27 protein-coding genes and 1 pseudogene are annotated in these 22,155 nt (G+C 41.5%); 18 read left to right on the top strand and 10 right to left on the bottom strand.

Translation table 11 applies throughout. The features are described 5' to 3' along the window. The first annotated feature begins 26 nt into the window (after positions 1-26). The 4 genes from ACJJJB_RS10285 to ACJJJB_RS10270 all read left to right on the top strand — a co-directional run bounded on the left by ACJJJB_RS10285 (position 27) and on the right by ACJJJB_RS10270 (position 2,165). A complete protein-coding gene (locus ACJJJB_RS10285; RefSeq protein WP_026304867.1) occupies positions 27-314 on the top strand; it encodes a hypothetical protein in 288 nt (95 codons plus the stop codon). Between the two features lie 85 nt (positions 315-399). Next, complete coding sequence (locus ACJJJB_RS10280) at positions 400-843, top strand: ribonuclease E inhibitor RraB (RefSeq protein ID WP_353376429.1); 444 nt, start codon at positions 400-402, stop codon at positions 841-843. A gap of 281 nt (positions 844-1,124) precedes the next feature. Then, positions 1,125-1,541, top strand: a complete 417-nt coding sequence (locus ACJJJB_RS10275; protein ID WP_444946599.1) for a hypothetical protein — start codon at positions 1,125-1,127, stop codon at positions 1,539-1,541. Between the two features lie 393 nt (positions 1,542-1,934). Then, entirely contained in the window at positions 1,935-2,165 is a 231-nt protein-coding gene (locus ACJJJB_RS10270) for a hypothetical protein (RefSeq protein ID WP_445366192.1), read from the top strand. A 19-nt stretch (positions 2,166-2,184) separates the two neighbouring features. Here ACJJJB_RS10270 and ACJJJB_RS10265 read toward each other — a convergent pair whose 3' ends face one another. Beyond that, positions 2,185-3,072: an IS3 family transposase gene (locus ACJJJB_RS10265; RefSeq protein WP_445365039.1), complete on the bottom strand. Its 888-nt coding sequence runs from the start codon at positions 3,070-3,072 to the stop codon at positions 2,185-2,187. Beyond that, positions 3,024-3,377, bottom strand: coding sequence for a transposase (locus tag ACJJJB_RS10260; RefSeq protein WP_445365040.1), 354 nt, complete (start codon positions 3,375-3,377; stop codon positions 3,024-3,026). The genes ACJJJB_RS10265 and ACJJJB_RS10260 overlap by 49 nt, the downstream gene beginning before the upstream one ends. 162 nt (positions 3,378-3,539) lie before the next feature. Here ACJJJB_RS10260 and ACJJJB_RS10255 point away from each other — a divergent pair, with 162 nt between their 5' ends. The 7 genes from ACJJJB_RS10255 to ACJJJB_RS10225 all read left to right on the top strand — a co-directional run bounded on the left by ACJJJB_RS10255 (position 3,540) and on the right by ACJJJB_RS10225 (position 8,111). After that, positions 3,540-4,130, top strand: a complete 591-nt coding sequence (locus ACJJJB_RS10255; RefSeq protein WP_445366191.1) for a hypothetical protein — start codon at positions 3,540-3,542, stop codon at positions 4,128-4,130. Positions 4,131-4,223: 93 nt separating this feature from the next. Continuing rightward, positions 4,224-4,397 (top strand): hypothetical protein, encoded by a 174-nt coding sequence (locus ACJJJB_RS10250; RefSeq protein WP_445366190.1) that lies wholly within the window; start codon positions 4,224-4,226, stop codon positions 4,395-4,397. Positions 4,398-5,142: 745 nt separating this feature from the next. Then, a complete protein-coding gene (locus tag ACJJJB_RS10245; protein WP_445366189.1) occupies positions 5,143-6,105 on the top strand; it encodes a hypothetical protein in 963 nt (320 codons plus the stop codon). A 102-nt stretch (positions 6,106-6,207) separates the two neighbouring features. After that, positions 6,208-6,402, top strand: coding sequence for a S24/S26 family peptidase (locus ACJJJB_RS10240; RefSeq protein ID WP_353376425.1), 195 nt, complete (start codon positions 6,208-6,210; stop codon positions 6,400-6,402). 371 nt (positions 6,403-6,773) lie between these two features. Then, positions 6,774-7,526: a hypothetical protein gene (locus ACJJJB_RS10235; protein ID WP_020411233.1), complete on the top strand. Its 753-nt coding sequence runs from the start codon at positions 6,774-6,776 to the stop codon at positions 7,524-7,526. A 119-nt stretch (positions 7,527-7,645) separates the two neighbouring features. Then, positions 7,646-7,882, top strand: a complete 237-nt coding sequence (locus ACJJJB_RS10230; protein ID WP_353376424.1) for a D-Ala-D-Ala carboxypeptidase family metallohydrolase — start codon at positions 7,646-7,648, stop codon at positions 7,880-7,882. A gap of 100 nt (positions 7,883-7,982) precedes the next feature. Beyond that, positions 7,983-8,111 carry a hypothetical protein gene (locus ACJJJB_RS10225; RefSeq protein ID WP_020411232.1) on the top strand — a complete coding sequence of 43 codons (129 nt, stop codon included), beginning with the start codon at positions 7,983-7,985 and terminating at the stop codon, positions 8,109-8,111. Positions 8,112-8,422: 311 nt separating this feature from the next. Here ACJJJB_RS10225 and ACJJJB_RS10220 read toward each other — a convergent pair whose 3' ends face one another. Further along, positions 8,423-9,103 carry a hypothetical protein gene (locus tag ACJJJB_RS10220; RefSeq protein ID WP_353376423.1) on the bottom strand — a complete coding sequence of 227 codons (681 nt, stop codon included), beginning with the start codon at positions 9,101-9,103 and terminating at the stop codon, positions 8,423-8,425. 349 nt (positions 9,104-9,452) lie between these two features. Between ACJJJB_RS10220 and ACJJJB_RS10215 the strand changes: the two genes are divergently transcribed. Continuing rightward, on the top strand, positions 9,453-9,833 hold the full coding sequence (locus ACJJJB_RS10215; protein WP_445366188.1) for a hypothetical protein: 381 nt from the start codon (positions 9,453-9,455) through the stop codon (positions 9,831-9,833). 393 nt (positions 9,834-10,226) lie between these two features. On the opposite strand, the gene ACJJJB_RS10210 is transcribed toward ACJJJB_RS10215, so the two are convergent. Beyond that, positions 10,227-10,535 carry a hypothetical protein gene (locus ACJJJB_RS10210; protein ID WP_444946603.1) on the bottom strand — a complete coding sequence of 103 codons (309 nt, stop codon included), beginning with the start codon at positions 10,533-10,535 and terminating at the stop codon, positions 10,227-10,229. Between the two features lie 455 nt (positions 10,536-10,990). Here ACJJJB_RS10210 and ACJJJB_RS10205 point away from each other — a divergent pair, with 455 nt between their 5' ends. The 5 genes and pseudogenes from ACJJJB_RS10205 to ACJJJB_RS10185 form a co-directional block, all read left to right on the top strand. Next, entirely contained in the window at positions 10,991-11,863 is an 873-nt protein-coding gene (locus ACJJJB_RS10205; RefSeq protein ID WP_245556637.1) for an RbmA family biofilm matrix protein, read from the top strand. Between the two features lie 488 nt (positions 11,864-12,351). Beyond that, complete coding sequence (locus ACJJJB_RS10200) at positions 12,352-12,774, top strand: YwqG family protein (protein ID WP_020411225.1); 423 nt, start codon at positions 12,352-12,354, stop codon at positions 12,772-12,774. A gap of 79 nt (positions 12,775-12,853) precedes the next feature. Continuing rightward, complete coding sequence (locus ACJJJB_RS10195) at positions 12,854-13,003, top strand: transposase (protein ID WP_020411064.1); 150 nt, start codon at positions 12,854-12,856, stop codon at positions 13,001-13,003. 24 nt (positions 13,004-13,027) lie between these two features. Further along, positions 13,028-13,219, top strand: a complete 192-nt coding sequence (locus ACJJJB_RS10190) for a hypothetical protein (protein ID WP_353376419.1) — start codon at positions 13,028-13,030, stop codon at positions 13,217-13,219. Positions 13,220-13,358: 139 nt separating this feature from the next. Continuing rightward, positions 13,359-13,691: pseudogene (locus tag ACJJJB_RS10185) on the top strand (IS3 family transposase); the annotation flags it as partial. A gap of 200 nt (positions 13,692-13,891) precedes the next feature. Here ACJJJB_RS10185 and ACJJJB_RS10180 read toward each other — a convergent pair. The 4 genes from ACJJJB_RS10180 to ACJJJB_RS10165 all read right to left on the bottom strand — a co-directional run bounded on the left by ACJJJB_RS10180 (position 13,892) and on the right by ACJJJB_RS10165 (position 16,941). Further along, a complete protein-coding gene (locus tag ACJJJB_RS10180; protein WP_444946604.1) occupies positions 13,892-14,197 on the bottom strand; it encodes a hypothetical protein in 306 nt (101 codons plus the stop codon). Positions 14,198-14,272: 75 nt separating this feature from the next. Then, positions 14,273-14,602, bottom strand: coding sequence for a hypothetical protein (locus ACJJJB_RS10175; protein WP_282953242.1), 330 nt, complete (start codon positions 14,600-14,602; stop codon positions 14,273-14,275). 53 nt (positions 14,603-14,655) lie between these two features. Continuing rightward, entirely contained in the window at positions 14,656-14,991 is a 336-nt protein-coding gene (locus tag ACJJJB_RS10170) for a hypothetical protein (protein WP_444946605.1), read from the bottom strand. 1,626 nt (positions 14,992-16,617) lie between these two features. After that, a complete protein-coding gene (locus tag ACJJJB_RS10165; RefSeq protein ID WP_353376417.1) occupies positions 16,618-16,941 on the bottom strand; it encodes a hypothetical protein in 324 nt (107 codons plus the stop codon). A 1,964-nt stretch (positions 16,942-18,905) separates the two neighbouring features. Between ACJJJB_RS10165 and ACJJJB_RS10160 the strand changes: the two genes are divergently transcribed. Continuing rightward, on the top strand, positions 18,906-19,301 hold the full coding sequence (locus tag ACJJJB_RS10160; RefSeq protein WP_445366187.1) for a universal stress protein: 396 nt from the start codon (positions 18,906-18,908) through the stop codon (positions 19,299-19,301). Between the two features lie 303 nt (positions 19,302-19,604). Here ACJJJB_RS10160 and nhaA read toward each other — a convergent pair whose 3' ends face one another. Both nhaA and ACJJJB_RS10150 read right to left on the bottom strand, forming a co-directional pair. Beyond that, on the bottom strand, positions 19,605-21,044 hold the full coding sequence (gene nhaA, locus ACJJJB_RS10155; RefSeq protein WP_445366186.1) for a Na+/H+ antiporter NhaA: 1,440 nt from the start codon (positions 21,042-21,044) through the stop codon (positions 19,605-19,607). Positions 21,045-21,667: 623 nt separating this feature from the next. Continuing rightward, entirely contained in the window at positions 21,668-22,009 is a 342-nt protein-coding gene (locus ACJJJB_RS10150; RefSeq protein WP_353376416.1) for a DUF805 domain-containing protein, read from the bottom strand. Positions 22,010-22,155: the final 146 nt, after the last annotated feature.

Genomic DNA, 22,155 nt, shown 5'->3' with positions numbered 1-22,155 from the left:
CGTAATGTGTCAAAAGCACCAAAAATATGAAACGAATTAAAGATGATGAAGTAAAGACCCAAGTTGTTTCAGATTTTGGCATGACCATGGAGCTTTACATTGAAACTGGTAATGCCTCTATTGATAAGAGGGTCGATTATCCTTTGTTCAAAGTCTATGCCGATGAGGAAACCGAAGAGAAATACGTTGAGATTTCATCCGGGGGCCAACTTATTCAGCTGCCAATTGAAGCAGTAAAGAAATTTCTATTAACAGCAGAAACGGAAGTTCACTCTGAGGCTTGGTACGATAAAAATGTTTTCAATCAAGAGTGAAGCACATAAAAAGGCGGTGCTGTCGCCTTTGGCTGGGACGCGCTAACGCGCGCACCAAAACTTGGCGTTAGGTAACCTACGAACTATGTCAGTAATTTCTAAATTAATGGAAGCTACAGAAGCGGATACTGATGTTCTTCGCCGCTTAGATTCCAATGGTGATGACTTTAGTAAATTCAGAGAAGTAGATTTCACCTTCAAATGCGACAGCAAAGAAAAAGCAGACGCTGTAGCGGGTTTTCTGGGTGATTTTCAGTACGGGGCAGCGAATGTTATTGATGAAGAGCAGCAATACATGGTGCAAGTACTAATAGATATGCCTGTAACTCAAAACATCCTGCTTTGCGTATCAGGCTTTATGACTCGCATTGGTGAATTAATGGTGTTGAAGTCGAAGGCTGGTGATGCATCGCGCAGAACGGTACCTAACAAACGCTTGCAGCCGAGGCCAAATACTACGTACTTTTTGCGTTACTTGCTGGGCTCAAACAATAACACAAAAACCGCTTCGCATTTGGCCCGACTGTAGCGGACGTTATGCATCAAGCAAGAAGAAATGAAAGACAATAAAATGCCCAAGGTGCAATTCCGAAAAAATAGATGAAGTAGCACCATAGCGAGTGCCTGAATGTGGATGAAGGTGTTAATTTAGTCATACTGTTGTGGTATTGATATAAATTTATCTTTTTTGGCAGGTTTTTGCTTGATTGGTCTAGGCTAAAAGCGAGATGTACATTTGGGGCCAGGTGCACTCTATTAAGATTTGGCCCTTAAGGTCGAGCTGAAATCGTTCATATTTAGGAAGTACTTATGGTCCATGTAAAAGGTGGTACAGATCCTTTACCGAAAAAAGGTGGCGATGGCCCTTTTCCAATTAAAGGTGGTAAATCTGGTCAGTCTATCACTCAGTCAGGGAATAAATCTGAGCAACACAAATTAATTGACTTCACTAAATTTAAAGTTATCAAAGGTCATTCAGGGGATTACGTACTAACTGTATGGGGTAAAAACGACCCTGATATAATACCGTCCCTAGAACCGCATATATACGTAGTAAACCCTGATTACTATGAAATAGAAGTAATAGGAGTTCCTTCAGGTGATGTTCCTTCAAAGAACGTGGAAAAATTCCCTCTTAGCTTAGGCCTTAAAAACTATATGGGTGAAAAAGGCATAGAGGTTATTGGTGCGACCAAGTCTGTTAAATGGGACTTGCCCGAGAGTTAGAGAGACCTTTGCTATTGAATCGCCTAGCCGTTCATAGTTCTATTGCGGCTATGGCGATTCCGAGTGGGTGATTGGAGCTCCCACTTGAGTCCGAGAAGGCGGGGAGGATGTCAGGCTCTGCAAGTTTATCGATTCAACTAGAAGTACCTCTTATCGTAAAAAGCAACAATTGTTGTTTTTCAAACTTTACTCCTAGTAGTTTAGTTATTTCATCTTATGGCAATTTATCAGCATGCGGTAAAACTTAAGTCTCCAGTTAGTAGCCGTTTTAAGAACAAAGCTTTAAATGTCATACCTCTGTTGCCTTTTGCGTATAAACATAAGGATGTTTCGCATGAGAAGCTGTTACAGGGATCAGTCAGGGCTTGTCAGTAGAAAGTAAAGGAGTTACTTATGAAGGCATTAACCTCCATCGCCGTAGCTATGTTGGTAGCATTTAGCGGAAATACCTTTGCGGATAATAATACCGCGATATTGTTTCAGGCTGGCTCTAATAATATGGTCGTCACAACCCAGGATCCCTCTACTCACAATAATTTAATTGTACAGGTTCAAGTTGGAGATTCTAACGACTCAGAAGCCTCTCAAGCTTTAGGCGCTAGGAAGCCTCCCCCCTTAAAGTAGACGCCACCTTATATTCATCTTATGCGGCCATTCTTTCATATTCATCTGGGCTTTTGAACCCAAGTGAACCATGTCTTCTTTTAAAGTTATAGTACCTATCAAGATACCAAGATAAGTTAGTTCTTAGCTCCTCAACGGATTCAAAATTAAACCCTTTGAAACTCTCAGTTTTCAGTGTTTGAAAAAATGATTCTACATACACATTATCATTCATAAATCCTGGACGGTTCATGCTCGGCTCAATACCCAGTTCTTTGAGTCGGTTTTGGTATGCATAAGCACCGTACTCAGAACCTCGGTCGCTGTGAAATATTAGATCTGATTCTATATTTCTGCGACGGACAGCTTTATTTAGCGCTGACAGTGTTAGCTCAACGGATCGAGTATCCGACAGCTCCCAACCCAACACTTTCCGGGAGTAAAGATCGATAATCACAGCTAAATATTGCCATTGCCCATTGATCTTCAGATAGGTTACATCACCAGCCCATTGAGAGTCTGGTTTACTCGGCATACCATTCTCTCTTTGTAAATTTTCAACCTTAATGCAAGGATTTCCAGGCAAAGGGTGTCGACGATAGATCCTTCCAGCTTTCCCCACGATTCCAGCCTCTCTCATAAGGCGTTCAACGCGCTTGTGATTTATTCGTTCACCATTAGCTTTCAGCTCTGCGCTAATTCTTGGACTTCCATAATTACCATCATGCTGCGCATAGATAGCTTCGATACACCCAAGAATTCGTCTATTTTCTATGTCTCGAGTGCTCTCATCACGGTTGAGCCACTTATAAAACCCTTGGGGTGAAACATTCAAGTATCTACATAAGTACCTGACACCAAAGTCCGATCGATTAAGAGCTATGAACGAGAATCTTTCAGCTTTGGATCTTTCAGGTACATTTCCCACTTTTTTAGGAAATCATTCTCCTTTTGCAATTTCTCAACCTGCTTTTTTAGACGTCTTATCTCTTTGTCATCAGTTTGAGACTGAGTTTTCGTTGTCTTGGTCATACTTATTCTACGGCTGGGCTTCTCGACCAGCTTGCCTTCTCTACTTTCCTGTCGCCATCTATACACCATTACTGGATGCAAACCAATAATATTGGCGATAGTGGTCGTATCTACTTTCAGTTGATTAGTGAGAGCTACCACTCTAACTTTGAACTCTGTTGAATATTCAACAACCCGCTCTTCACTCAGTATTTTCGGCATTTTCTCCTACCCTATTCAAAAGGTAGGCGTCTACTCAATGGGGGAAGGTTTCCTAGTCGCAATTTGGCAACACATTTACAAATTGGCGAATTAAATGTTTCGCGATCTATCCAGGATGATAATTCTTCACTTAGTAGCCTTACGATCAACCAAGTAGGTTCGATGAACGATGGTTATGTTGATCAAGAAGGAGGCACTGCAAATATAGCAACACTATATCAAATGGGTACTATGAATGAAGCTGATATCGAACAAGAAGATGGGGCTGTATTAAGTATTGCCGTTGTTAACCAGATAGGTGAAATGAATGAAGCTGACATTGAGCAAGATGACACTATTGCAAGTACGGCAATAATAAATCAAACAGGCTCTATGAATGATGCTGACATCGAACAAGAAAATGGACCTGTTGTCGCAAGTATGGCCATTATTAATCAGCTGGGCACAATGAATGATGCTGGCATTGAACAAGGCGATGGAACCGCCTTTAGTACTGCCATTATTAATCAGCTGGGTGAAATGAATGATGCTGACATCGATCAAGACGATGGAACCGTCTTAAGTATTGCCACTATTAATCAGGCTGGCTCCATGAATATGGCAGATATTACCCAAATGGGCGCTGTTATTTCCCTTGCTTCTACCACCCAGCTAGGTAGCAATAATATGCATACAACAACTCAAACCGGTGTTGGTCAAACCGCTATAGTCCTACAGATTGGTAGCGGTAATATGGGCACGATTACCCAATAGAAGCTTACCTTTGCCCGCCTCAAGTACGACCTCTCAATACAAACTGAGGGGTCGTCATACGCCTGATTCTGCCTATCATCCTATCCGTTGCTGTTGTCCGGCTGCCCCGTAGTTGAGGCCAAAGAGGAGCACGGTTATGATCGCCACGAGTGGCTACCCAAGTGGTTCGACACTGACGGCGACTGCCAGAGCACCCGCCATGAGCTGCTAGTTCAGTTCTCCCAGGCGCCCCGGTTACCTCCACAAATGAAAAGCGCTGCATGGTAGATACAGGCCTCTGGCTAGACCCATACACCGGCAACTTTTACACCCTGGCTTCTGACCTGGATGTTGAACACATCGTCCCACTTTCATGGGCGCATGAGCACGGTGGTGCCAACTAGACCGTTGAGCTAAAGCGTCAGTTTACAGAAGACCCTAAGAATCTATAGTTGCTCGATGATGGTCGCAACCAAAATAAAGGCGATAAGAGCCCCGATGAGTGGATGCCAGCCTATAAGCCCGTTCAGGCCATCTAAGTGCAGAAGTTTATGGTGAGAGCGCCTTTATCTTGAGGGAAGCTGGTGGCAGTATATCGCTTCTAGCTGTAATTATGCTTTTATGAGGCTTCCATCAATATACTTATTTAACCACTATTTTTATGAACTTATTTCCTAGTAAATTAAGAGTTTTATCCTATGGTTCCTAGCCTAGTACTCTGCAAGACTTATCCCGTTGGTTTTGTTTGAGTACGATTTTAGGTGTCAGAATTACTTGGTTAACTCAGAGATAGATTTATCCAACCTTATAAATTGAAGTATGGGTTGGTTTTGCTCTTTCCAGACTCTTTCTATGCGCTGATAGTATCCATAGCAATATATGATTTTACTGTTTGATGAATACAGTATTTAGTTCGCTGGCTACTAAATCAATCATTTCGATACGTAGTATAAAATTGTACGAAAATGACTGCCGTGCTCAACGATGGCGACAAGATGTATATATGTGTGCAACTGTTGTATAAGGATTACTAATGAAGAAGTTAATCTCTCTAGCTACTGCCGTATCTGTTGTAATTAGCCTAGATGCCTTTGCGGGAAACAATACAGCGATATTAATTCAAGTTGGGTCCAATAATACAGCCAACGCAGATCAAGCAGATCCAACTACTCATAACAATCTCATTACCCAAACACAGATTGGTGTTTCTAATGATTCGGATGTATCTCAAACCACAGGCACCAACAATAGTACAGTAAACCATACACAAGTTGGGGAGTTAAATAGTTCAGAATCTCTCCAACAAGATAACAGCTTTTTTAGCCTTAGTTCGATTAGCCAGCAGGGCCAAGGAAATATTGGGTTTTCTCTTCAAACTGATACTACTTTGGGTTCTATTTTCGTAAACCAACTGGGATCTACGAATTTTTCTACTAATGGCCAATTTGAGTCTCTAGATACAAGATCCTTTACTAATCAGGTCGGTCTTATGAACGCCGCTCAAACTGTACAAACTTTGAGTGTTGGAAGTAGTCATGTAATAAATCAATTTGGCTCCATGAATATTTCCATCTCTCAACAACTTGAAGCTAGTGCAGGCAGTACTTTTAGCAATCAAATAGGGTCAGATAATTTTAGTTCGATTTTTCAAGGGGGGGGAGTTGGGGCTAGTGCCTTGAGTAGTCAAATAGGTTTAGGAAATGATGTCATTATTGGTCAGTCGCTAACCTCTTTAAGTAGCGCCGTGGCCAATCAGATAGGCGTAATGAATGGTGCAGAAGTACTACAGCAGAACACCACTGCCAGTACGGCTGTTATCAATCAGACTGGTTTTGTGAATTTTGCAGAAATTTCTCAAATGGGAGCTACCTTGAGTACAGCGATAACATCTCAAATAGGTAGTAATAATAGTTATTTAACTACACAGACAGGAGTAGGGCAAACAGCTATTGTCGTTCAAATTGGCAGTTTAAATATGGGCTCTACGATGCAGTAGTAAGTGGCAGTAAATATTGAAAAGTATTTTAAGCAGCCTCTTGTATCGGCCACAATTATCGCTGAATAAATTATGCGCACTCCTGTAGGTGACTGATGTTAGATGGACGATAGCCATTTTCGTGCTGCTGACGGATCTTTGGCACGAGTAGAAGGAAACGTTTTGGTAGTGGTATTTGATGGGCAGTTGGCAAGCAAAATCTTGGATAGAGGGCGAGGACACTTGTTGTCTGCAAATGAGAAATACCCACCAATTCCCATCTGGGAGGGCCAGGAGCTGATAGTTGAGGGGGGGTAAGGCATCAAATCCATCTGAAAAAATGATGTCTTAATTTCTATGTCTGAACTTGTTCTCTATAGCTAAATGGTAGCGAAAGTGGACTAAATCTAATCTGGAATATCTTAGTCATTCACTCTAATAAGATTGACTCTAGGGACTTTGCGCCTAAAGGGCACTTCAGTAAAGCCTCCTTCAGGTCTGCCCCGGCATCAGTGCTTTCTGAGCTGGGAACTAAGTAAGCACTTTTCACGGTTGGCGTGTCACCAAATGGCAATCTGGGTGTTGCCAATTTAAATGTATAGTTATTGAATGATGGGTCACGGTATAAACACTGAATATGTGTGTTGCCGAGATGTATATTTAGATAATAAAAATAGAAAGTGGTGAATATGGCAGGATTGTCTGATATTAGAAGTGGGCGAGAATATGAGCTTACTGAAATTGTAAAGCAGAGGCACTTTGTGTATGAGGGGGGAGTGTCTGTTCTTTCAGAAATTAAAAACCTTCATGGTTTCTCTGTAACTATAAAAACAGGAAGTATTTCAGGATCAAGGGGGCAGTATGTATCAGCTATCAGTGATGCCTTTAAGATACTTTCTTCATTTGATTTTCATAAAGGTCTTAATAAGAAGATCATAATATATCTTAGTGATCATAAAATGGTAAAAAATATTGCCTTCATGAACGGTGAAAATATCACTATTTTTCTAGGATCAAGAATCAAGAATCATATGTCGGCAGCTAAGCCAAGCAAAAAACCTCCAATTGTTTCAGTTAAAGGTGGAGTTACCGCTGGAGTGGGGCGTGCTCGTGGTATTGCGGACTATATGTATGATGTTACTTCTCGACAGCTTTTCAAAAACCCTAAAGAATCTGCGATGATAAAAACGGTTGTGATACATGAAATGGGACATGCATTGCATGAACATTTTCATCCTGAAATTTTTTGGGACTTGAAGAGAGAGTCGACAGCTCAAGCTTATAACTCTTGTGGATGGATAAATGCATCTTTTGATGTAAGCCAATATGCGACCACGAATGCTCTTGAATTTGTGGCGGAAACTTTTACTGGTATGGCTCTCGGAGAAAAATATGGCAAGATTGTAGCGAACGCCTACTCAGCGCTTGGAGGGCCGCAATAATCTTTGGCTAGTTAAATATCCCTATAATCTCAAGGCCCGCTCAATGCGGGCTTTTTTGTGTCTGAAAAATCCTGAGGCCCCATGTTCCAAAACGGCTACATCACAGTGTCGGAATCAGATTGTCGTTGTTGTGGAGATATCATTTTAAAGATGAAACGCTAAAGCGCCTGATTGGAGTCAGGAAGCGTTTTGGTAAGCCAATGATTATCAATTCCGGTTATCGCTGCCCAGCACATAACGCTTGGTTAAACGCCACCATGACCCATATCACTGGGCAGGCTGTTGATGTTCAAGTGGCCTTGGGTCTAGCTTACCGGTTGATTCAAATCGCCCAGGGGAAGGCTTCACTGGTATAGGGGTAAAGCAAAAGGGACAGTTTAAAAGGCGACTTCTTCACCTGGATGACCATGAGGCAATAACTGGCGAGCTAACCCGACTAACTGTCTGGAGCTACTGATGGCTTTAGCCCCACTAACGGCAATTCTTGAAACCGGCTCATTGGCTATTGAGCGTATATGGCCTGACCCGGTTAAACGTACTGAGAAAGTGCGGAAGCTGGAGGAACTCAAGCTAAAGGGCAGCTAGAGGTCGACAAAGCTGGAGTCCAGCACAAAAGCGTATTTGTCGCTGGCCGGCATCCCTGGATTGGCTGGGTTGGGGCTTGGCTCTCGCTTATCAGTTTGTTTTATATCCATTGCTCTGTTGGGGCTGGGCTATCTACAGCGCTAAGGGCTCAATACGTACTGGGGTGACTCGACCGCCAGTGCTAGAAACTGGTGGGCTGTTCTCAATGATAACGGCCATGCTCGGGATAGGTGCCATGCGTTCATATCACAAAACGCATGGTACTCAGACGGACAAACCATAAATAGTGATTTTTAAGGGTTGTCAGTTAATCAAGCTTCACTTTTTGGTTTATAGTTTTGCCAGATATCAGGGTATCTTTCCCAAGGAGGGGCTTCAGGACTGAACGCGCTATCAGGGTTAGCGGTATCTCGATACCAAAACTGTATTCGTTTCATGAAATCTGCGTCATTCCTGTTTCTAAAGATAAATCTTATTTCTGCATATGTAATAACACGGTTTTTTAAACCTTCACCGAAGTCATACTGATACATTGTTTTTCTTTCAAATGGAAATTTTGCTTCTACCATACCTTCTCCCTGTCCGGGTTTGGTAATTACGGCATTCCAATCCATATCATAGTCAATTGCAAAATGTATGAAGTGATGGTGTTTTACTAAGAATTCGATTCCAGCTTTGCTCTTTCTTCTGAACCTTTTGTTGTCTACAGATTCCTCCCCTGTTTGGGGTGGCTCTATACTGGAATCATCTGATACAACACATTTATATTTCTCTTTACTACGACAGAAATTATTAAAGTCTTCATTTAAGTAATGACAATCGTGTACAGCAGTACCGGTTAGTAATTGGTCAAGCCATGCGACCGTGTTGTTACTGGCAAAACCCTGCATGGTTCTTTGCGTTAGCTGCTGAATTAGCCTCGCTCTACTTCCCGAAAATCCATAAAAAAAGTCTCCGGAACAGTATCTTCTCCATGGCTCGCTGAATGGCATAGTAATTCTCCTATGTAAAGCAAAACTAAGTGGCAATAGTAGGCTTTCTCTCTTACTTCCCAAACCTAGCTCTAACATGAGGAATGTACTTGGATATTGCTTAGTTGATTTTATGAATTGGACATAAATTTTTAGAGTTTGGCCATTTGTTTTAGAACGAGAGCTGCCGGAAATTTCGACATCTGAAGGCCTGCAATTGAGGCCCTCTTTGATCCCAAAACAAGCCTTATATCGATCAGATTTTGTTAAAAATTAATTCTACCTGGTAAAGCCTATGACCCAAGCAGCAGAATATTGACACCTTAGTAAAAACATATCGATTACCCAAATAACCAGAATTATCTTATTGGTGGCTGGTTTATTCATATGGGGCTCTGATGTTGAGAAAGGTATAACTGCAAATCCTCAGGCAATAGAACATGAACCAGCCATGCTCGCCCTGGAGCAAAAATATATAGCTGAATTCAAAGATGAAATCAGAACCCGACTCCAGCGCATTGATAGCAAGTTGGAGTGTTTGATTGAGAGAGGGAGAATAGTAGCAAGGCGAATCAGTTATAGGGAGGAATTCGCTGAGAAGACTGAGAAGCTCTGCAAGCTGGGTCTGACTGACAAAGAGTTAGGCGAATTCTTCGAGGTAACAGAGCAAACAATCAACAATTGGAAGAATAAGCATTCCGAATTTTTTGAGTCCATAAAAAGGGGAAAAATTTGGCAGATTCTAACGTGACGGAGAGTCTCTTTCGAAGGGCCTGCGGCTATAGCCATGAAGCTGTAAAGATAATGCAGCACAACGGCAACCCCATTGTTCAGGAATATACTGAGCATTATCCACCAGATACAACTGCTTGCTTAGCCTGGCTTCATAACCGGCAAGGAGAAAAGCGGCAACGAAACCCTGACCAAGCCAGTGACGGTGCCTACATGCCACCGACAAATTCGTATTCGAGGTCAAGGATGCAAGAACGCGGGAGGGAAATGAGAGCGGCTATTAATGTTCCGCAAGGTCAGTTTTTAAACCTGCCGCATAAGTGCAGTGCTTACGTCGCAGGTTCCGGGTCTGGAAAGATCTGGGTTGGCTGTTCAGGGCAGCTAGCTCACTTCACGGCGTGCATAAATCTGATTAAGCAAAGGAATAGATAATGTCCAGCTTTCCCCAATAACCGTACAAAATCTTCAGGCTTGGCAATTCGCCTACACCATCGGCGACGGCCACAGTGCCGGCACTATTGTGCGCGAAACGGTAACTCTGTCCATCTAGCTCGTCAATAGCGATGCTCAAGCGGATGCAGTGCTTAAATGCACCATTGCCGTTATTGATGATCAGAACAATGTACAGACCGATGGTGCCGGTGATCTGATGTTCAGCATTTATGTAACCACCAAAACTCTGCAGACCGATGCAGGCCAGCCGGTATATGTTGCCGATCATGTAGCAGGCCAGGTATTTGACTGCATTGTCGAAGTGGCAAATCGTCTGGCTGTATATAGTTCAATTGCAGCTATGGCTATCTGAGTGGGTGATTAAAAGCATCGTCTTACCGGGGATACGGTTAGCGAATTAGCCGAGATGGTTACACAATTGTTATCCGCGTTAAATAATACTCAATGGAATAACTGATTAATTAGTAGGTTTTCTTTATTTTTGTTTTATTTGGTACGGTTAAAGAGGAAAAAATTTTGGATGGGTATGAAAGGGTGAAATACAATGCTTCCGACAGTATTAGTCCAGTAAACCTATAAAAGTAATTTTTCGCAGATTGGAGCTACCAAGACATACGGAAAATATAGGTTGTCAAGGAACAGGTATTGATTTATCAGCATTTGGTCCTAAAAAACTGTCCGAAATATTGTCGTACCTTATAATGTATGTAATGGATTGTAATTTTGAAAAAACTAAATAAGAACAGTTCTTTGCAAAGGACTGTATTTAAAAATTCCATCGCTGGCTTCACTTTAATCTGCACATCGACATTAGTTCAGGCAGAAGCGATTAGTACAAAAATAGACCTGGGTGAGCCGTTTCCATTTAAAATGGAAGATGGAATTGAATACGAGGTTAAATTAGATGTTGGCTATCAATTCGATAGTATTGAAAAAATTTGTATCAACACGGAAGTTAAAGATGGAGATGCAAGCGCAGCATTTTTCAGAGTAGAAAGTGAACCAGCAGGACCTTTCACTATGCCTATCTCTCAAGCGTATGCGCAGCCACTCCTTTATTTTATCGATGCTCCAACTCCGGAAAACCCCAATCCTGTCAAGCAGATGGTAAACATTAGCTTCTGTGAAGGTGAAACTAGCATTTTGGCGAAAAATTTTCTTGATGGAGAGGGTAAATTTACATTCAATGTGTCCGGTGGTTATGTGGAGTTCTGGGATTTTGAGCTGGTTATAGAGGGTGATGTCTCTGCCACTCAGTTGGCGATTGTGCTTGATGAACCTGCCGGATTTTCAGTTCCTTCCTATGGAGGAAGAGTCAATTATGATGCAAGTATTCGTAATTTAGACTCTTCACAATCGTTGGTGACACTTGAGCAATGGAGTGTGCTCAAATTTCCTGACGGCGATAATTATCCCATTCATAAATCACGGGATGTCGTGCTGAATTATTCTGAGGCAAAGGACTACACTCGAAATTATTTAAACATACCTGCTTGGTTTGAGGCTGGAGATTATGAGCTGACTTGGTATGTAACTGACCCAAATACCGGGGTTCGGGTGAAAGACAGCCTGCATTTCACAAAAAGTGCTGACTAAGTTTTAAACCGCTGGCAGGCTGGGGCGCCCTTGTGTCCCAGCCTTCCCTTCCGGCCGTCGTATTCAGTGGTGGAATGGCCGTATCGCCGGTACGAAGGACCAAACTATGGAGCCATGGCTGACATCGACAGAAAGACCCTCCTCTAATTTATTGATTTAATTATGGGTAAAATGTGTTCAAGAGCGGGGAGTTGAACCAGCCGATTTTAGTCAATGGCTCACTATCTCTGGTTACTATTTAGACAAAGATATATAACCTGCTGTAAATAATTGATGAGACTACTTCAGTTGTTTCCTGTCAAACTAAGTCTGATGGGTTACCCTATGCTGAGACAAGAGATACTAGGCCGTCATGCCCGACCTGAAAGAAAGAGCTGACTTTTATCGCCCAAATTCACAGTGAAGCAAAACAACAGCTCTTCGTTTTCTATTATTGCAATGAATGCTTTCCATGGGAGCTTGGCGATGAAGAAAAGAGGTAATGGTTAGTGAAGCTGTACAATGAATCTTTAATTAACGAAATAACTAGAACTAAGAATGATGAGTTCGCGCCCACACCCTGTAAGGTAAAATATTCATCTGTTGAGGTTCTCCCTGACCGGGAAGGACTTGATTCTGCCTCCGAAGAAGTAAGTGATTTATATTGCAAGATCAATGACGATTCGTCTTGGGGAGAGTATGAAGAAGCTGTAGAGAGAGCCGGTTGCCTAAATGACTATGCGACGCTTTTAGGCGGTTACCCTCGCTTCGTTCAAGGTTTCTGTACTGAGTGTAACTCAGAGATGATATTTTACGCTCAAGTGGATGCTGAAGATGAAGCGAGTATCAGGTGGAAATACGTTAGACTGGTTTATTTCTTTAGATGTCCAGAGCATAAAAATCAATTCCAGCTGGAGCTACGATGCCAATAATGGCTAACAAGTGCAACTGCTCGGACTGTGATCTTGCCCCGTTTTAACGGACACCAAAGTCAAATAGACGAGGTGTCTTATGCCAAAATATAACAAACCTAGAAAGACTTGGCAGTATTCAAACGAATTCAAAGTGAAAGCGGTAATGCTTAGCTTGATAGAGGGCATTCAAGTTAAGGAAGTGGCTAAAACTCTCGACATTCACCCTTTCATGCTGTCACGATGGTGAAAAGCGTTTCAGGAAGGGAAGATTTTGGCAGATAAGCGAAGAAAGCTTACTGATGTAGTCTCTAGAAAAGAAAAGGAACTTTCTAGGGTAAAGCGTTTGGAGGCGGAGAATCGTAAATTAAAGCAGGAGCTTGATTTGCTAAAAAAGTGGCAACGGTTTCTTGCGGAGGAACATCAGCAAGATATCGATTTATCCAGAGGTTTGGATCAGAACTAGGTATCAAAAGAACTTGTCAGTGGCTAGGAGTATCGCGCAGTGGCTATTATGATTGGCTGAAGAGGCCGCGATCGCACCGAAAACACCAAGATGATGATCTAAAGGTTCAGATTCAAAAGATTAGGATGACTCTGCAGGGCGCTATGGTAGTCCAAGAATTTGGAAAGCCCTGCTGACCAAGGGCTATGAAGTTAGCCGTAAGCGCGTAGCCCGGCTGATGCAGGAATTAGGAGTCGTAGCCAGAGTTACGAGAGTGACACGTAGGGCACCAGGCATAAAGCGTTTCCTAGCCTCTGGGGAGAATCTTAGATCGGAAGGAGCTGTGCCTAAAAGCAATAATCAAGTTTGGGTTCCTGACATAACTTACCTTAAGGTTAAGGGTCAATGGCAGTACTTGTCAGTGGTGATGGATTTGTATTCTCGCCAAATACTCTTAGCTACCAAGGAACTGATAGTCCTAAGAAAACATTGAAAATTTGGAAGCCTCTCGTGTGACCTATCTTTAAAGATAAGTTGAGGATTTCCTGAAGATGGTGACTTTATTGCTAAGTGTAGGCCATATTCATAAGTATTTAACTCTAGGCAGAGACGACTGGATCTCAATACAAGTCGCTCTGCTCAAAGAGTCTCTGTTGTCGAGGTTTGTTTTGCTATTCGGTTATGTAGGTGGCTTTAATTTTTTATCCAGGAGCCTTGGCAGCCTTCTAAAAGTAACTTTACTTTTCTCTTTGCTATACTAGCTGACAGTAAAGTAGGTTTTAAGATGGGGTCAGCGGAAGTGGATGTACCTGTAAAACCATTGTAAGTAAGGCGCTTACTTTTCGCGGCATCGTTAAACCCTTCTTCTAAACAGAATACAACATTACCTTCTTCTTGGGAATAGAGGCGTTCAATTCCCCCTTCTGTCGAAGCCCCTGAATGTGCCAGTGCTGATGTGAACATTATAATAATTGAAGGTAATATTATAGATATTTTCATATTTTCTCCTATTTATTTTGGTTGACCGTGAGAGGTAGCTAATGAAGTCAATAACCAAAAGTTGTCCTAGTTAATCTATGGCCGTAATGTCATTGATGCTACTCTTGCATGTCCCTCTGAGTCGCAACCGGCAACCCAGGTATCAATTCCTTTTCCTGTGGCCAATGCTGTTAACGCCATGGAAACCATTGTTTCATAACCTGGCTGTGTGCAAGATAAATTAACAATTCGAGGGTTGGAGCAGCTGTCAGGGTTTTTGTGATCAGTTTTGAACGTAATCTCGAAGCCTTTATTCTCCGATGAGCACTCCCTTTGCTGTATCATTTCAATATCCCGAATTCCGCTCCAGCCATTTGCTAAGGTTTCCATTGATAGGAAAAGGCTAAATAAAATAATCTTTCTCATCAGTGTTTCTCCATTTGTTAGTTTTGATAACGTATTTTCAAATATTTCCGGGGCTATTTTTTAATGTAGAGCGTCTGTATTATTGGGTTGTTTAACAGGCACTCTGCTGAGCTTGAATCATCGTATCCTATATTGACTGTTTTTGAGCTAGCAAAAGCAGTTAATGCAGCTGAATACACTTCTTTAGCAGTGAAGCTGCTGGCAAGAGAAATTCTTACTTGTGAGCTTCCACTGCATGGGGTATCAGAAATGCTTGGATAAACGCCTATATAGACAGTTTTCGTAGATTCACTTATGCCTATACCTGTTATTTCAATATCCTGAGAAGCTGATAAAGAACTCATAGATATCCCGCTAATCATAAAACTAAAAACTAATTTTTTTAACATGTTCAGATTCCTAAATGTATACAATTTGAGATTACACGTGTGCCGCGCTGTTAAGCAGAAAAGTAGCACTGACCTAATCTGGGGCTGCTTGATTTTAACTGTCTGCTATGCGCAGCTTATGATACCAATTAACCCAATGGTAATTTCATCATTCCCAATTGTTAATCCATTCAATTTCATGTGCATTTGAAGATATATCGCTTGATTCTTTAACATTTACACTTACTTTTTTCCTGAAGCTTGTGCAGATAATATTGTAGATAAAACCCTTGGGTAAGAAGCTTTTGAATTTTTAAGGTAGGTATACATAACCCCGCTACAATCTCCCTGATAATTTACGTGTGTACGTAATGTATTTACAAAAGCACTACCATTATCGCGAGTTGCTTGCACTGTGATACCTTTTACATCGATGTAGCCACATTCTAAATATGCATATGATTGTGTAAAGAGAGCTGAAAGGGTTGTCATTATTGAAATAATAAAAAATTTCTTTTTAAACTTTATAAATACTTTAAATTAGCTCTCGATGATGATTTTTTATGCTGGCATAGATAACTGAAAGATAGATATATCTATTTGTAAATATAGCGCCCCTGGGATCGCGGGCAGCTACAGCTGCCATCTAATACTATTTCTGGTACAGCCTAACAGCTCTAATCATACAATGTGTCTTTCCTTCCGAAGCATACCATTCATTGCTTTTATAGACCTGAAGCTTTACTGGAGTTTTAGAATGAAAGGCACTCAAAAGTAGCGATGTTAATTCCATACGGTTAATGGAGTCTTTAGCAACGAACCCACCTTCTGGACACTCTTCAAACCCCGTGTCAACGGCGACGACTAGTTCAGCCTGGTGAGTGTATGTTCGTATTTCAGTAACTTCTGCACTAGTCGACATAAGGCAGCCATATTTGCAGAGAGGGTCGTCGCCATCTCCATACGCTAGTATATTGCTTGAGCCTAATAGAAAAGACAAAGCTCCGATTGAGCTACCAACTAGTTTCATCATACCTCTATTTACCCTCGATTTATAATTAGACACACATAAACCCCTGAATATGGACGGCAGAAGTATAACGTGAATAAGCTCGTGAAGGCTATCTAGCGAAAGGGGTTTTAAGTAGGTTTCTTTTGATTTTAAAGAAGTAATATCCATGGTTAGTGGGAGACCCTTACCGGCTTCGCCATAGTAATCTGTATGACTTAATATGCAGACAGCTGATTAAGGGTGGGGGTTGCTTAAGGTATCAATCAGCCCTATATGTACGTCACTGTATTTTGGGTTAATAAATATACAGGGTTGTTTGTCTATGCCGGGAGGTCCTAAGAGTATCTTATTAATCAACCTTAAACTTTCAGTTATTGGAAGATGGGGTATGGATGATTAAATTTTGAGTTAAGTGGTGCTTATATATACAGTTTGTTTGTGTGCTAAAAAATAGAACTCTCACCAAGTGCAGAGTGAAACACTTTGATAATATAGCATTTTGGGCAAAAAAGTGCTTAAAAATTAGCTGAAACCTCGCAGTAATCATAAGCTAAATATAGGCTTTTTGAAGAGGCGTACCCTGAATTTACTTAAAATGGTGAATATTTATAACCTCCCACCTTTTTTAGTGCAACCTAATGGCTGCTAATTCTTTCGTAGAGAATAGCTCCAGAAAAAAGGTTTACCTTCAGCTCAAATCTTTGGTAGTTTTTATAGGCTTTAATGGCCCAGTGGTCATCCATAAACTCTATGTCTATTGGTGTATAATCATGCTGCTCTAAAATGGTAATTATAGAGGATAGTGGTAGGGCATTGTTAGGCAGCTTACTGTTATAGAGGTTGTTTGAATGTAGAGGCCGAGCAGCCAAAGCCTCCGATGGGGAGGGCTTATTAGCAGTAGCAAAATTAGAAACCATCGCAGTGATTATAATCAGTAAAAATATATTACTATTTTTCATCGAATGATACTTCCTATTGATAAAATTTTATAGCTGCTAACAAATGGATAGCATACTTTCTACCAACTTTCAATCTTTATGGTTGAGATTTATATGTAAACTTAAAAGCTATTTGTGATTTGGACAAGTGGAAGTAGTTGTTAGTTCGAAATATTTCCATTAATTAAAAGCCTGTGCCGGTCTGCTAGATTCTGGCTTGGTTACCTGAGACTCCGATGCAGAGTTGTGAATAGGTGCAAATAATCAGGCAATTATATGAGAAACAGATATGTAGGGGATTGAACAACTGCACATAGCTGTAATCAAAAGTAGATTTTACTTCGACTTTACTATATTCATCTTAAGCCAAGATAATTGATCAATAAGGTGAATTGGGTGGTTCCTTTTTTGATCTTGAGCCATCTATGGCGGTATGCACTTAATCTGATTTTTTGGATATTTCTAAGTCTATCTTCCAAATTGACATGCTAACTGGCCAAGCTTGCTCTTGTGGAAGCTATCTAAACATATTTTTACATTATTCATCTGGCTTGGATAATTGATGATATCGGGGGTGGGATCCTGAGTTTTTTCCAAAATTTAGGAAGTCTGCACTATTTTGGGGTGAGCGAATCATGCTTACAGAAAGATGGTGTAACGTTTAATTTTTAATGGTAAAACGAAATTAAGAGTGTTTAAAATGTCAATTAGTTTGATCTGAATTTAGCGAACGACTGTTAGATTGACGGCACAGAGAGCCTGTCGAGATGTTTGGGTTTGGGGTTGATACTGAGATGGCAGGTGAGGGGATAAAAGCTGTGAGGGATCTTGGTTAAAAATTGCTCACAAATCTTAGTGTTTTGATTTAGGTGAGAGCAGGTGGTGGCAAAAAGCTTGAATTTTATAGAAGTGAGTGTTTCGATGTTTTCGAAACCGGAAGGCAGGAAGAGCGAAGGTTAATCTAAAATATTTACTTTCCCTGGATATTTTCGATTTAGGCATGATAAACATATCAGCTGTTGATTGTATTTCTTTGTATAGATATGGGTTTTATGCCACTTCCCTTCTGAGGTCTATCTCTAACATCACTGGCAGCTTTAACTTTTGATCCATGAAGCCTGATTGCCAATGGTTGTTGTAAAATCAGCGGGCCATCTTCATAGAAGTCTGTATGGGTGAGAGTACACTTTGCAATATAGATACGCAGTGGTAGGTGGTTTTATTGGTATTTTGGTGCTGTTGGCTCCCGGTCTAGGAGGTATATTTTCTCGCGGTTTGCGGCTCATTAATTACGCCGAGATGCCTAAAGCTATAAGCTGCCTTTAGGTTTAAATTTACTTTCTTTAAGGTCGCAAGTCTATATACTATGCCTCTCGATATAACCTTGATGATGTACGGCATCTTAATCGGGTCTTATCTATATCAGGCTTTATGAAGTCAGCGCTCTCGGCTTATCTGATTTCATATTTGTGAATAGAGAGTCTAGTTAAGAGTGGAAAACTCCTAGGCTAGGCATAAGTTTTCTTGACGATAAATACTTCTCTGCTTGGCTTTTGCGTTCAATAGTAATGCTGTAAGCTCTAATCATAATTGCCTCATCCAACTTACCCTTCTCTATATTGCTAAAAACTCAGTTTTTTAGCAGGGAGTAACTTTTTGTTATTGCTCTAATTTTAACAAGCTTATACTGTTTTAAGCCTACATGATATTCTTGGTTCAGGATAGTAAAAGTTTCATAGGGGTTTTAGTTTCGAGGTGAATGTCCAAGCAGCGATGATTTTATTGCTGAAGTCGTTTTATTGTTTTTGGCTAATTAACTCGTGATTTTGATCTAATGATGATAAATTCTACATGATTTCCAAGGGGGTTATAGAGGGAGGGGCGGTCAAATTTTGACTGGTTAATGTACTGGTAATTTTGATTTTGTGGTTTTGTTTAGGTGTTTTTTCCATGAAGAGCATTAATATACCATAGGAGATTAAAAGATGTATAAGAGCATTCTATGTGCTATAGAGGCATCACATGAAGGCAGGCTTGTTCTTTCAAAAGCGGTAGAGCTTTCGAAGAAATTTGAAAGTAAATTGTTTGTTCTAAATGTGTTGCCTTATGGCTTCTTGCCGAGGGATTATCAGAAGGAGTTAAAGGAGAGTGCTCTGCCGAAATTTGAAGATATCGCATCCGATTTTGGTATTTCCAAAAAGAACAGGGCTCTTAAGGTAGGAAAACCTTACGAAATCATATGTAAGGAATCTGTGAAGAGGAAGGTAGATTTAATCGTGCTGGGTACTCATTCCAAGAAAGGGTTGAGTTCTATTATTGGATCTACGGCAAATGGTATAGTGAATCATGCGCATTGTGATGTAACTTTAGTCAGAATTTAACTTCCTGGAGCTAGAGAAATACTGTGCGTATAGCTTTGTCGGGGTTTAATCTATTGGTTTAGCTTGGCCTTACGTAGAAAGGTTTTGGGCAGGTTTGGAAAATCTGAATGCTACTATGGAAGCAGCGATGCTGGTTTTATGGTTAAACCTTGCTAAGTGGTGATCTCGATCATTAACTTCAGCGTGCGCTTGTTATCATGGTTAATTATTACAGAACGTAGAATTGAAAGGCCGAGTAACAAGGATTTACTCGGCCAAAGGAGTGCTTGATTCAGTTTTTCTAGGTTGCGCTAAAGCTAATGTTTACTGGGATAAAGATTGAGTTGGATAATCGAAGTCGTCGCCTTGAGCCTCTTCATCATCAGTGGTAGTGGTCGCAGGAGCATTGCGTAATACTAGAAAGCCCGCGGTTCCAGCTATTACAGAGGCTAGTAGAATGCCAGCTTTGGCCTGAATTAGTAGCTCATACTGGGAGCTAAACGCAAGCTCGGCGATAAAGATTGACATGGTAAAGCCGATACCTGCGAGCAATGCCACACCGATTATATGTTGAAAATTAGCTGCCTTGGGTAATCTCCCCCATCCTAACTTCCAGCCAATCCAGGTTGCGCCCACAATACCCACGAGCTTACCAAAGACCAAGCCTCCTATAACTCCAAGAGTAACTGGGTTAAAAACTGCCGCTGAGCTACTAAAGCTATCGAATGGGATGCCAGCATTAGCGAGGGCGAATATTGGGATTACAAGAAAGCCAACAGGGATATGTAAACGGGTTTCCATACGCTGCAGGGGGGATTGGGCGAGGCTCACGCCATTACCCAGGGCCATAACACGCGCGCGTAGTGCATCGTTGGCAATAATCTTGTCACCTGGGCGGAAGCAGCGGTCAAAGCTGCGGATAATATCCTTTACAAATGTGCTAAAAGCAACAGGATCATATTTTGGCTTGGCAGGTAATGCCATAGCGGTAATGACGCCTGCAAGCGTGGCATGAACGCCTGCTAAGTAAAGTCCATACCACAATAGTATCCCAAGGAATACGTAGGCTGATGATCGACGTACGCCGGCAGCGTTAAGAAGCCCCATTATTACAATTAGGCTTCCAGATGCGATTAGAGCTATAACGTTCACCTGCTCGGTATACCAGATGGCGATCACGAGGATTGCGCCGAGGTCATCAACAATAGCTAGGGCAACCAGGAAAGTGACCACTGCACGGGGAACTCTGTTCCCTAGTAACGCAATGCATCCTACTGCGAAAGCAATATCAGTAGCCATGGGGATACCCCATCCACGCCCTGCCTCTCCGCCAATATTAAAAGAGGTATAAACTAAAGCAGGTACTAGCATGCCGCCGATAGCCGCCATTACAGGCAATACAGCTTGACGCAGGTCGGAGAGCTCTCCTACAAGAAATTCACGTTTAAGCTCCAGCCCTACTAGAAAAAAGAAGATGGCCATCAGGCCGTCATTGATCCAGTGGTGTAAAGACAGAGAAAGCTCCCAATCACCTGTACCTAAGCTGATAGGCATATGTAGTAGGTGTTTATAGGTATCTTGAAGAGGGGAGTTAGCGATAATAAGCGCTGCCAGTGCTGATAGCATTAGCAAAATCCCACTACTGCTTTGGCGATGGATGAACTCTTCAAATGGAGTAACCAAGCGGCCAAATGCTTCTTCCAGCGGTGCCTCAAAAACCTTTCCCTTGCGAATCTTGAACCTATCCAAAACGCTCTTTGCCATTGGCTAATACCCCCTTTCTCAAAGCCAAACCCCATGAATTGTAGGGTTTTTCAATTACCTATAGGAGTCAGAGGTTAGCACGACCCCGATATCTTTAACCAGATTAACGGGGCTTTATTGCACTTGTTTGCTTGAAAGACATATTGCATGATTGCTCTAATTTCCAACGACGTGGATAGGCGGCTTAAGGCTGATTACGAGTTTCTCTATGGGAGCCTTAAAGAGCCCATACATAATGCAGGGCTTAAGAGATTAGAGCTGTATTAACTCCGGTTTGGCGGTGTTGTCCTTGTGATAAGTGGTTAATTGATTACGGATGGTTTGGATTCCAATTAAATATCCAGTGGGAGGCGGCAGGGGTGGGGTTGGAAAATAGATGAATGTTAGAAGGGGCCGCTTTTGGTTTATAGTCCACCATACCTCACAGGTTATTTTATTAGTTCAAGGCATTGCAAGATGCTCAAGAGGGATTCGAGTCTGCATAGCTATATCGAGGATATGCAAAATTCTATAACTTTTAAGATATTTAATAGTTTTTGTAAAGGCTAGGCCTAGAGTGAGAGGAATGATGTGGCCGATTTGAGTCTAGGCCACATCAATAATTTAACTTGCCTACATGTCAATTATGCAAATTTTGGGCTGATACCCCATTTATTCTCCTCTGTACTATCAAGTACTAGAAAAATAATTAGAACTATTCCGCCAATAAGTGGTATCAGACTCAAAAGCTGCCACCAACCACTTCTACCAGTGTCATGTAGGCGGCGTGCAGTGATGCTGATAGTTGGGACTAGCATTGCAAGGGCAAATAAGATTGCAAGGAACCCGATACCAAGCACAACATCTAGTATGCTTATACCGATGGAAAGTACAAAATAAATCAGGGTAAACATCCAAAATTCAGTGCGACGGGCACGTCCAGAGAAGTCTGCATATTTACTAAGCGCATCTAGGAAGTACTTCATTTTATTCCTTCGTTGATAATAGATTATTTAATTTTTTGGGTGACTCAAAAGGCAATTCTTTTCCTCACCTGTAGCCGAAATTTGTCCACATAAAGCTACGAGTTCCTAATTGGAAGCTACCTTATTTGAGGTGCCCAGCTGAGGGC

The sequence above is a fragment of the Microbulbifer variabilis genome (assembly GCF_052468405.1).
The sequence above is the reverse complement of the archived record's forward strand: the minus strand, read 5'-3'. Positions and strand labels throughout refer to the sequence as shown.